Annotated in this window: 9 protein-coding genes and 4 tRNA genes; 11 read left to right on the plus strand and 2 right to left on the minus strand. The window is 35.9% G+C overall.

The window, feature by feature from the left end; translation table 11 throughout:
• A tRNA-Asn gene (locus tag ACK1U4_RS11505) sits at positions 1-76 on the minus strand.
• A gap of 139 nt (positions 77-215) precedes the next feature.
• Positions 216-291, minus strand: a tRNA-Asn gene (locus ACK1U4_RS11510).
• Positions 292-579: 288 nt separating this feature from the next.
• Here ACK1U4_RS11510 and ACK1U4_RS11515 point away from each other — a divergent pair.
• From ACK1U4_RS11515 to ACK1U4_RS11565, 11 genes are all read left to right on the plus strand, one after another.
• Entirely contained in the window at positions 580-1218 is a 639-nt protein-coding gene (locus ACK1U4_RS11515) for a DUF2059 domain-containing protein (RefSeq protein WP_419401316.1), read from the plus strand.
• Positions 1219-1467: 249 nt separating this feature from the next.
• Positions 1468-1543: transfer RNA gene (locus tag ACK1U4_RS11520), tRNA-Val, on the plus strand.
• Positions 1544-1592: 49 nt separating this feature from the next.
• Positions 1593-1669 (plus strand) — tRNA-Asp (locus ACK1U4_RS11525).
• 220 nt (positions 1670-1889) lie between these two features.
• Positions 1890-3020: a polysaccharide biosynthesis/export family protein gene (locus ACK1U4_RS11530; protein WP_419401315.1), complete on the plus strand. Its 1131-nt coding sequence runs from the start codon at positions 1890-1892 to the stop codon at positions 3018-3020.
• 16 nt (positions 3021-3036) lie between these two features.
• Positions 3037-3471 (plus strand): low molecular weight protein-tyrosine-phosphatase, encoded by a 435-nt coding sequence (locus tag ACK1U4_RS11535; RefSeq protein WP_419401314.1) that lies wholly within the window; start codon positions 3037-3039, stop codon positions 3469-3471.
• Positions 3472-3558: 87 nt separating this feature from the next.
• Positions 3559-5727 (plus strand): polysaccharide biosynthesis tyrosine autokinase, encoded by a 2169-nt coding sequence (locus ACK1U4_RS11540; RefSeq protein ID WP_419401313.1) that lies wholly within the window; start codon positions 3559-3561, stop codon positions 5725-5727.
• A gap of 23 nt (positions 5728-5750) precedes the next feature.
• Positions 5751-7691: a polysaccharide biosynthesis protein gene (locus ACK1U4_RS11545; protein WP_419401312.1), complete on the plus strand. Its 1941-nt coding sequence runs from the start codon at positions 5751-5753 to the stop codon at positions 7689-7691.
• A 77-nt stretch (positions 7692-7768) separates the two neighbouring features.
• The gene (locus tag ACK1U4_RS11550; protein WP_419401318.1) at positions 7769-8785 is read left to right on the plus strand and encodes a polysaccharide biosynthesis protein; all 1017 of its coding nucleotides are present in this window, start codon (positions 7769-7771) and stop codon (positions 8783-8785) included.
• 33 nt (positions 8786-8818) lie between these two features.
• A complete protein-coding gene (locus ACK1U4_RS11555; RefSeq protein WP_419401311.1) occupies positions 8819-10075 on the plus strand; it encodes an oligosaccharide flippase family protein in 1257 nt (418 codons plus the stop codon).
• A gap of 10 nt (positions 10076-10085) precedes the next feature.
• On the plus strand, positions 10086-10979 hold the full coding sequence (locus ACK1U4_RS11560) for a glycosyltransferase family 2 protein (RefSeq protein WP_419401310.1): 894 nt from the start codon (positions 10086-10088) through the stop codon (positions 10977-10979).
• A gap of 285 nt (positions 10980-11264) precedes the next feature.
• Complete coding sequence (locus tag ACK1U4_RS11565) at positions 11265-12239, plus strand: hypothetical protein (RefSeq protein ID WP_419421672.1); 975 nt, start codon at positions 11265-11267, stop codon at positions 12237-12239.
• Position 12240: the final 1 nt, after the last annotated feature.

Raw genomic sequence — 12240 nt, forward strand, 5'->3', positions numbered from 1 at the left:
TGGCTCTCCAACCTGGGCTCGAACCAGGGACACATGGATTAACAGTCCATTGCTCTACCGACTGAGCTATTGGAGAACAGTTATCAAGTGGTGCGTATAATACAGAAGATTATTTGATTCGTCAAGCAGTTTTTTTAACAAAATAAAAAAACATGAATATTATAAATATTCCAAGCAATAAAAAACCCTTTCTATCAAAGAAAGGGTTTTATATGTGGCTCTCCAACCTGGGCTCGAACCAGGGACACATGGATTAACAGTCCATTGCTCTACCGACTGAGCTATTGGAGAATAAGCGGTAGAATTTGGGTTAAACAAACCAGTGTGTGCTAGTGCGTTTAAGTGGTGCGTATTTTAGCAAAGTTTATCAAGATGTCAAGCGATTTTGATAAAAAAAATTGTTTTAATGAATTGCATGCTGAAAGATACCACAGCGTAAGGCATTGTCACATAATTACGCCATCATTGATATTGGGTCACTGGTATAATTGGGTGAATTTCTCCCAATTAATGGGAGATTTATTGTATTCATAAATTTAAGATTTTAATGCTTTATTAGCTTTATTATAGGAATCTATCATGCCATCTACCACGATTTTGCAAGGTTTATCTGCCACCACCAAATTTTTGTTATCAACCGTGACGCTTACCTTAATGCTTGCCACTACCAGTCATGCTGAGTTGGTGATTCAGCCATCACGCCCCAATATTAGCCCAGAACTTGCCAGTATAGCACTAGCCAAAGCCATGCCCAGTGATGCTTCGACCACCAAACTGATGCAAGTGTTTCATATTGATGAGATGATTGATAGCCTAATTGCCCAACGTCAACAAATGGCAGAGGGTGTGAAAGCCTTACCGAACACCTTGCCAATGACTGAAAGTAACTCTGTTTTTTCTAAAAAAACCAATCAGCAAATCCAAAAGGTGTTTGAAAAGTATCGCCAAGTCTTTGCAGGGCAGTTTGATAGTCAGCAAAGTCGTCAACAAATGCAACAAGCTTACCGTCAAGCGGTACAGAAACATTATACTCAAGCGGAAGTCGAGGCATTGATTGGTTTTTATGATACCCCAATGGGTCAACAGATTTTACCAAAACAATCGTTGGTCACCCAAGATTTTATGCAAATTGCCATGCCAAGTATGATGGGTAATAGCGAAGCTTTACAAAAAGTTTTGCCAAATCTCGGTCAAGATATCGAAAAAATCTTTCAATAATCCTGTAAAATAGGCTGATTGGGTGGGTTTTATAAATAGGACTTACGCAATTTTAAAATATCGTTTCTTTACAAAGACGCTAAACCCCTGCATACGCAGGGGTGACGAGTAATTTAAATTTGGTCGTCATTCCTGCGAATGCAGGAATCCAGTGTCTTTTGCGTAAGTCCTAATAAAAAAATTCTGAAAAATTAAAAAAAGTGCTTGACGTTGATGCGGAAATCTCTATAATACGCATTCACAGACGATGGGTGGTTAGCTCAGTTGGTAGAGCATCTGCCTTACACGCAGAGGGTCAGCGGTTCGAGCCCGTTACCACCCACCAATGCTTGACATCATTGGTTTATTTAGATACTATCGTCATCTACTACCGTGCAGTGGTAGTTCAGTTGGTTAGAATACCGGCCTGTCACGCCGGGGGTCGCGGGTTCGAGCCCCGTCCGCTGCGCCACTTCTTTTAGAAGTTTAAAACTTAGATTCCAAGTTTATGCCTCAAATCTCCCCTGATTTGAGGTTTTTTTTAGATGATTAGAAATACTCAATGATTTGTGTTTTTGAATTGTTAATATAAAACTATTGTGATTTATTTTGCTTAAAATCCTATTAAAATTATGTAATAATACCAAGAAAATTGACCAATCTATTTATTGGGTCATTGAGGTAGAATGAAAATGATGAAGAATTTTTATACAATCTGTGCAATGGGTTGTATCAGTGCTTTGAGTGGCTGTGCAACTTTGAATGGGTTGACAGCAGGTACGAGTGCAGGTCAATTACCCATTACCCAATCAACAGAAACAACCAATGCTATCCCCACCTCATTTGTCGCCCAAAATGGCATGCAATACAATATTAGTGAATTAACCACTGATAATTTGCCAAGGGTTAGTCATGTCGCAAATAGCCGTCCTTTATCTTTACCCAAATCACGTACCAGTGTTGGTGACTATCGTATTACCGCAGGTGATGTGATTGGTATTGTCTTACCTAGCTATCCTGAGATTACGCCATTAACGCCATCCAATGGCAATAATATGTATGGCAATGGTTATTTGGTGGATCAAACAGGTTATTTACAGTTTCCGATGATTGGCCGTGTCAAAGCCACAGGTTTAACAGCCACTCAACTAAGTCAAGCGTTGGCCAGTAGGCTGTCTCGTTATCTCAAACAACCTGACCCCCAAGTGCGTGTATTATCGTATCGTGGTAATAAGTTTTTCATTGATGGTCAAGTCAAAACCCCAGGAGAGTTTTCGATTGCTGACCAACCAGTGAGCATTTATAGTGCGATTGGTATGGCAGGCGGGGCAACGACAACCGCAGATACCGAAAATATCACGTTAAATCGTGGTGGTCGCACTTATCATTTTGGATTAAAGTCCATGAGTCGTTTGGGGTATTCACCCAATAATATGATGATTCAAGATGGTGATGCGATTCATATTAATAACATGGACCAAAATAAAGTCATCGTGGTTGGTGAATTTACTAAGCCTAGCCCTGTACAAATTCCTGAGGATGGTATTAGTCTTGCAGGGGTGATTGGTGAAGTGAGTGGCTTAGATAAAGCAGGGGCAAATGCCAGAATGGTGTATGTTCTCAGAGAAAACCCCGCTCAATATAGTGCCAGTATTTATCATGTGAATCTAACCAATCTAACCAATATGTCATTAGCAAATCGTTTTGAAATGCAAGCAGGTGATGTGGTATATGTTGACCCAACTGGTTTGGCCCGTTGGAATCGTGTGATTTCTTTATTATTACCAGCCACGTCTTTGTCATCTTTAGTAAGTCAGTTTTAAGTAAGGCAGGATTGTCATGTTGGTTAATAATATATTGGTGGTATGTGTGGGTAATATTTGCCGTAGCCCAATCGGTGAAGCGATGTTACAAGCCAAATTTCCTAATATGAAGGTGAGTTCGGCTGGGATTAGTGCGTTGGTCGGTAACCCTGCGGATGATAATGCCATTCAAGTGATGGATGAAATCGGCATTGATATGCGAAGCCACCGTGCTAGACAATTAAACGCTGAACTGATGCAACAAGCAGATTTGGTGTTATGTATGTCAGCAGGGCAGGAGCGTTGGATTAAAGACCAATGGGCGATGCACCGAGGTAAGGTGTATCAGTTGGGTAAATGGATTAATAAAGAAGTTGATGACCCTTATCGTCTGCCTTTAGCAAAGTTTTATGAGGCACGTGAAGTAATCGACAATGCTGTATCTGGCTGGGAATGTAAATTGGCAAAGTAAATATCATTGCGGTCAGTAAAAAATTGACACAAATAATCACATTACATTAAAATCCAAATTTTGACACAATTGATTGAGCGAGCAGGCATGAGTAGTAAAGAAGCGGTTGATGATGAAATTGATTTAAGAGCCTTATTGGGTGTATTGCTCAATTATTGGAAAATGATTGTTGCTTGTTTGCTACTAGGCTTACTGGCTGGTGTGTTTTATGCCAAGACAGCCACACCTGTGTATCGTACAAATGCCCTATTGCAAGTGGATAAAAAATCACAAGGTGTTTCTGCGTTAGGGGCAGATGTTGCAGATTTGCTACAAGCTGAGGGTAGCTCTGCGAATACCGAAATCGAATTGCTAAAATCACGGATGGTCTTATGGCCTGTGATAGAAAGCTCACATTTGGATATTAGTCTTGCTCCAACTGAACGTAAATTTCTTGATAAATTTCGCCAAATTAAGAACAATCAGATTTTTCATGATAATACAGGCATTGCAACCCTTGATGAGCGAGTGTCAGTCGCAGATTTTAATGTGGCAAAAGATTATTATGGCAAAGCCTTTACCTTGGTAGCTGAGGGTAATCAGCAGTTTCGTTTGACCTTAGAGGATAAGGTTAATATTAAAGGTTATATTGGCAAGCCCACGACCATCAATACCAAGCAAGGGCCTGTTAGTATTTTGGTTAATCGCTTGCCACCGAAAGAGAGCTTTTTTATTAGTCAACAAGCCCCTGCCAATGCTACAAATTCTCTCAGAGGCTCATTGAATATAGTAGAGCAGGGTAAAAATACAGGTATTTTAACTGCCACGATGGATGGCGTTAATCAAGACGAAATTACCCAAACCCTCACCAAAATTGTTACCACTTATAAACAACAAAACGAAGATAAAAGTTCAGCAGAAACCTCGAAAACTTTGGCATTTATGCAAGAACAATTGCCAAAATTGCAACAGCAACTGAACGAAGCTCAAATTGCCTTTAACCAATTCCGTCAAAAAAATGGTACGGTTGATATTGATAAAGAGGCAGAGTTAATTGTTGGTCAACGCACTGCCATTCAAACCAGTCTAAGAGAGTTAGAATTAAAACGAGCGGAATTGGCAGAGCGTTATACCGATGAATACCCTGTATTAAAACAGATTAATGCCCAAATTGCTGAACTCAAAGATAAAGACAAAGCTTTAAGCGAAAATATTACTCGTATTCCAGAAGTACAGCGTCAGTTTCTGGATTTATCCAATGAAGTCAAAATTAGCAGTGAAATTTATCTCACCATGCTAAAAAATTACCAACAATTGCAAATTGTCAAATCAGGACAAATGGGTTATGTGCGGATTGTGGATTTGCCAATCAGTACAGATAAACCAATTGCTCCAAAAAAATCGCAAATTGTGTTGTTAGCAAGTTTATTAGGTTTAATGTTGGGCGTTGGCTTAGCATTCTTACGCTCATTGCTAAATGTGGGTGTGAAAGATGTCAAAGATTTAGAAGATCAAATCGATGTGCCTGTTATTGCTGTGATTCCAAAAGCGCCTCGTTTGGCACGATTAACGAAAAACAAACGTGGCAACAAGTCAGCCTTGTTGGAACGTGTCGAGCCTGATAGCGTTTCAAATGAAGCTATTAAATCACTTAGAACGCATCTATTATTCGATAGTAAGCATGAGAAAGGCAATAAATTGTTAATCACAGGGGCCTCACCAGGTATTGGTAAGTCGTTTGTGAGTGCTAATTTAGCAGTAGCCATGGCGATGTCGGGTAAAAAGGTGTTGTTAATTGATGCGGATGCACGCTTGGGGCATTTACATGACTATTTCCATCAAGTCAATGATTATGGTGTGGTTGATTATTTAACCGAAGCTAATACCATGCAGATTCCTTCAAAATTGATACAAAAAACCAGTTTTGATGGTTTGGACTTAATTCCCCGTGGACGTTATCAAAAAAATACCTCTGAGTTATTTTTGAATGATGGTATGAAAAATTTATTGGCTCAAGTATCAGATATTTATGATTATATTCTCATTGATACCTCGCCTGTGATGGGAACATCAGATGCGTTATCTGTTGGACAATTAGTGGATCAAGTATTGTTTGTCACACGTTATGGTGTATCTACTGCTAAACAAGTAGAGTTTGCCGTTGAGCGTTTACAAAGAGCCAATATCCCTGTGACAGGCATTGTATTTAATGGCACAGAACAATCAATTATCAATAGCTATAACTATCATTATGGTTATGATTATAAGGCTAAGTAAACAAAGGCTGAATAAATATCACTATGTCAAACGTTTCTACTATTAATCATAATCGTGCTGGTCATGCGAGTCAGTTTACAGGGATATATCGTGTATTGGCGTATGGTATTCAATTGCCACGTTCAGTAAAAAGTTTATTATTGGTAGTGTTAGACACGTTGGCTTCTGTCATTAGTCTATGGCTAGCTATAGCGTTGCGTTATGGCGAATTTGATTTTAATGTTAGCCGTTGGGTAATCATAGGATTGGCTGTTTTACCAATTATTTTATTATGTCTCATCCATTTTTATAGCAATGTATTGCGGGTGTTTCAAGATGAAATCATGCGTACAGTGCTATTGGTGATGTTGGGTTGCTTGATACTTGGGCAGTTGCTTTGGTATCAAGGGTTATTACCGAATGTCCCAAGGGCTGCCCCTGTTATTCATGTATTTTTATTATATATTTGGTTATGGAACAGTCGGATTATTTTGCAGTTTTTGCTTCGCAGAGTGCTATATAGAGGGGTGCATCAACAAGATAAACAGAATGTGTTGATTTATGGTGTGGGTGATATTGCCAAAGACTTGATGCACGTGCTACATCAAAGCCAAGAGTATGATATTGTTGGTATTGTTGACCAACGGCATCAGCTTAAAGGGGCAAGGATATTAGGGGCAAAAGTTTATACTGATGATAATTTAATTGAATTAATTGATAAGCTCAAAGTTGAACATATTCTATTTGCTTTACCACCTGAATATAAAGAATTACAGCAACAAATTATTCATCAATTAGCCGATGTCTCCGTCAAAATTAGCCAAATTCCTAGCTTAAATGATATTACCAGTGGAAAGATTAAACTTTCGGATATCAAACCTGTCGATGTCATGGATGTGCTACAGCGAGAAGCAGTAGCACCTAATATGGATTTATTACAAAAGAATATCCGTGATAAAGTGGTCATGGTGACAGGGGCAGGTGGTTCGATTGGTAGTGAGTTATGCCGTCAGATTATCCAACAACAACCTCAAGAACTGGTACTATTTGAAATTTCTGAATTTGCCTTATATGCCATTCATCAAGAATTATCACAAATTATTATTAAGCAAGCATTGCCAATTACGCTGCATCAACATTTGGGTAATGTGACCAATCAGGATTTGGTAGAGTCTTTATGCCAACGATATCAAGTACACACCATTTATCATGCTGCTGCTTATAAGCATGTGCCGATTGTTGAATGTAATGAATATGAAGGTATCATTAATAATTTTGTTGGTACGTATCGTACCGTGCAAGCAGCTATTAATGCCAACGTAGATACCTTTGTCGCTATTTCTACAGATAAAGCAGTCCGCCCAACCAATGTGATGGGGGCGACTAAACGCATGGCAGAGCTAGCGTGTCAATCCTTTGCGATGAGTCAAGCCCATACCACCATTAGCATGGTACGCTTTGGTAATGTATTGGGTTCATCGGGTTCAGTTGTACCGTTGTTTAATAAGCAGTTAGCAGCGGGTAAGGTGTTAACTGTCACTCATCCCGAGGTCACTCGTTATTTTATGACCATTCCAGAAGCCGCCCAATTGGTGATTCAAGCAGGGGCGATGGCAACAGGTGGTGAGGTGTTTGTGCTAGATATGGGTGAGCCTGTGAAAATTGCAGATTTGGCAAAACGCATGATCACGTTAAGTGGGCAAAAAATTAAATCCGAACGTTACCCAAATGGTGTGGAAATTCAATATGTGGGACTACGCCCTGGTGAGAAGCTATACGAAGAGCTAATCATTGATGGGGATAATATTGAGCCAACAACCCACAAGCGTATCATGCAGGCAAAAGAACATTATTTCCCACAACAAGAAATACAACAGTTTTTAGAGCAAGTGATTAGTCAAGCCATAGGGCAAAAAGATACCCACTGGCTACGGCAACAATTTGAATATTTTGTGGAAGGGTATCAGTTGCGACCAAAAGCTTAATGAAGAAATCTGATAACGACCAAGTTATAGCACTAGAGGCAAAAATGAACGTTAGAAACTCACATGAGTTTTCAGAAATACTAGATGGTAAAACCCTACTAATAACAGGTGGTACAGGTTCATTTGGTAATACCATGATAGATGGTTTTTTAGATTCATCCCTAAAAGAAATTAGAATCTTTAGCCGAGATGAAAAAAAGCAAGAAGATATGCGTATCGCTTATAAAAATGATAAGTTAAACTTTGTATTGGGTGATGTTCGTAATTTTAATGATATTAACCAAGCCATGTATGGTGTTGACTTTGTATTTCATGCGGCAGCTTTAAAGCAAGTGCCATCCTGTGAATTTTATCCGATGCAGGCAGTACAGACGAATATTTTGGGTGCGGATAATGTACTTGAAGCTTGTATCCAAAACCAAGTTAAGAGAGTAGTGGTATTAAGCACGGATAAAGCCGTACATCCTGTCAATACCATGGGCATGTCAAAAGCGATGATGGAGAAAATTACTATTGCTAAATCACGAGACCCTAGAGTCAAAGCGATGGAAGCAGCCTATGCCATCACTCGCTATGGTAATGTGATGTGTTCAAGAGGCTCGGTGATACCTCTATTTATTAATCAGATTAAGAAAGGCTTACCGCTCACCATCACAAACCCAAATATGACTCGTTTTATGATGTCACTGGATGAGTCTGTTGATTTGGTATTGTTTGCTTTTACTAATGCCAATCCTGGTGATACCTTTGTCCAGAAATCACCAGCGGCTACTATTGGTGTATTGGCAGAAGCATTAAAACAGTTATTTAACTCTGATAGTGAAATCCAAATCATCGGCTCTCGACATGGTGAAAAAATGCACGAAACGCTGTGTTCAAAACAAGAAATGTCAAAAGCTGAAGATATGGGAAATTTTTTTCGTATTCCTGCAGATTTGCATGATTTGAACTATGCCAAATATGTGAGAGAAGATAAAGGTGTTGAATTTGCGGATGAGTATAATTCTCATAACACAAGATTGTTAAATGTTGAAGAGTTAAAAGAACTTTTGATGAGCTTAGAGTTCGTTAGAGATGAGATAAGATGTAATTAGATTTGTTTTGAACACTAAGGTTGTAGTCATTAAATGAAAAAACAAATTGCACAAAATGTTTTTTGGCTTATTTGTGAAAAAATAATCACAATCATCTTGGTTTTTTATGTTGAAGGGGTTATCTCAGGCTTATTATCAAAAGCAGACTATGGTAAATGGATTTATAGTATTAATTTAGTATTATTATTAGGGTCATTAAGCTTAATTGTTGGGGCTGAGGTGTTAGTACCAACACTAAGTAAGTATAAAAAAATAAGCCAAGAAATAATTTTTGATACATTTATTATTAGATTTTTTTTTGGTCTATTAGCTTATGTAGCTACAATTTGTTACAGTAACTTTTTTATTGATGATACAGTATTGCAAGGATTTTTGAACATCTTGGCTTTAGTGTTGTTATTTAATGAGTCTTTTGGTGTTGTTACAGGATATTTTCAGTCAAAGGTTAATATTTTCCCAGTTACTATTGTTAGGCTAATAGGTTTAGGTTTTAGAGCGTTAATAGTAACTATTATTCTAAAGTTTGGATTAGAGGTGTCATTCATTCCTTGGGCAAGAGTGGCAGAAACAATAGTAAGTGCTATTGGTTTGTTTTTACTATATTATTTTTACCGAGGCAATCTTTTTTCTAAATTCTCAAAGAGTATTGCAAAGATTTTATTTTTTCGAGGGCTTTTTTTATGGCCCTCTCTAATGATGATGTATTTTTTTCAAAGAATTGATAGATTCTTTGTTGAACATTACTTAGGATTTGACTATTTAGCAGTGTATGGTATTAGTATTCAAATCATCGAACAAGCAACCTTATTATTCGCAATGGTGATTCAATCAATTGCTCCCATATTTATTTACCAAAGGGTGAATAGTAAAGATAGATTGAATAAATTGGGTATAATTACTATTTTAATGTTAGTATTATCTGTTGTATCTATAATTATGGGATACTTTATGATACCTTTATTTGTGGATATAGTATATGGTGAAAAGTATTTCGGAGCTATATCAATCACTATTGGTTTATTACCAAGTTTAATTTTTTATAGTATAGATATGGTATTGACTCAATATTTCTATGCTGAAAACTTAGGTGGTAAGCTGATTTATAAATGGATTCTGATGGCTTTAATAACTTGTTTAAGTTATTGGGGGGGTCTAGGGATATTAGGTGTTAAGTCAGCAGCATTAATATTTAATATTAACTATATTATTATGTTAGTAATCACGTTGATATTATTTAAAAAGTATATTTATAAGACCAAAAATATCACCAAATGCTCCTTCACAAATTAAAGGTATGTATATGCAACTTTCTATCATAACAGCCACTTACAATAGAGCTTACTGCTTAGATAATATTTACCAAAGCATCCTTAGAAATAAATATCACGAGGAGATAGAGTGGATATTAGTTGATGACGGATCTTCTGATAATACTAGAGAACTTGCAAACAAGTGGATAAAAGAAGATAAAATTAATTTCAGATTTTATACTAAACCTAATGGTGGAAAAACGAGAGCCATAAAACTTGGGTTCGATAATAATCCAAAGGGTAAATATACTTTTGTATTAGATTCTGATGATTATCTAGCTGATAATGCCATTGAGATTATTTTAGATAATTTGAAAAATTTGGACGAGAAGTATATTGGTATATTAGGATTGAAAGCCTTTACAAATGGAAAGGTGGTCGGAGATAAATTTAATAATCATGAATCCAACTACATAAATCTTTACTTTGGTAAGAATGCCATTAATTCAGATAAATTATTTATTATAAGAACTGATATTTATAAAAAGAGCTATGAACTCCCTTTAAATAATGAAAAGTTTATGCCAGATAATATTCCTTATATCAACGCAAACTCTGAAGGTTATTATAGACTAATTAATGAGATTTTGTATTATGGCGAATATTTAGATGATGGTATGACAAATAATGTCTTTAAGATGGCTATGAATAACATCAATTGTTACATATATGAGAAGAAAAGATTGCAGGCAGAAAAACTATCCCCAAAATTCACAATTTTAAATACAGTGAAATATATACATTATTCTATTTTGGCCAAAAAGAATCTTATCGAGATTGTTAAGCAGTCAAATCAAAAGAAATTGACATTATTATTATATCTTCCAGTTGGGGTAGGGCTATATCCTTATAGAAAAAAGATGTTAAAAACTATCAAAGATTAGGGCTGTTGAATATTCGTAATTTAAAGTCTTCATATGCAAGCTAGAACTTGATTTACACTTATCTGTAAGTTTTGATGTAAAATTAATTACCAGCTAAATAAAATGCAAAATATTAATGTAGTGTGAGTTAGGGAAGCATGACTCGCAAAATATAACATATGTTTAATTTTTTCAAGTAATTATGTAATTTTAGGTTGTAAATCAAGAAATTATGATTTTAAGAGGCTAATAAATGAATATGCAAGGCATTCTAATAACTTCATTAGATAAAATGCGGTAATTACTGTGAAAAATTTTAAAAAATACTTTAGTCAAATGTTGTTGTTAAGTCCATTTATGATGGGTTATATGATAGTGTTTATGATGACTATGTTTATTGCATTAGATAGAGATAATTATCTATTTATGATGCAGTATCCATTTGAAGGGCGTGAAGAACCATTAATTCATATTATATCATATTTATTAGGTTTCCTAAATAATTTACCTAGCCTTAAATTGGTATTATTACAAATATTTTTTACAACACTCCTGTTGCTTGTAATTATTAAAAATGAGGGGATAGGGCGAAATTCAAATTTTTTAAAAGTTATTATTAGTTTTCTACTTTTTATCAGTGTTTTTTCAAATATGCTATCTGTTCAGCTTAGAATAGGGTATGCAACAATAATATTCATTTTTATCTCATTATTTCTTGATAAAGAACCTAAATTAAGAAATATACCATACTATCTGCTACCCTGTTTAATGCATATGGGAGCTGTTCCTGTAGTGATTGCTTACTATACTATTAATTTTTTAAAGATTAATAGCTATAAAAAGTTTGTAATTGTATTCCTTCTATCAATAGGTATAATGACATTGGGGGTAAAATTTTTACCTGAAATAATGACTCAGATTGGGATTAACGGATATTATAATGATTATTTAGAAACGGAGGGTGATTTTGGTAGAGCTTTTCCATTTACTATGTTTTTTTATTTTGTCTTAATATTGATATCATTATTTAAGTTTGAGTCTTTTAAGTTCGATCAATCTTATTATTTCAGCTTGTTCGGTTTAGTATTGGTATATAATGCAATAATTTTGAAGTTGTATGTATCATTTAAAATGTTAGTACCCTTCTCAGCCTTTTTTACCATTTACCTGTTTAATGCAATAAATATTAATAATCAGTATACAAAAGCAGGGACTATCATTTTAATAATGTTATTAATACCTTTAAGTTTTTTTATGTTGATAACTCAAGCAGGATTATAAA

Origin of the sequence: Moraxella sp. TY6 (genome assembly GCF_048551375.1) — a bacterium.
Classification (GTDB): domain Bacteria; phylum Pseudomonadota; class Gammaproteobacteria; order Pseudomonadales; family Moraxellaceae; genus Faucicola.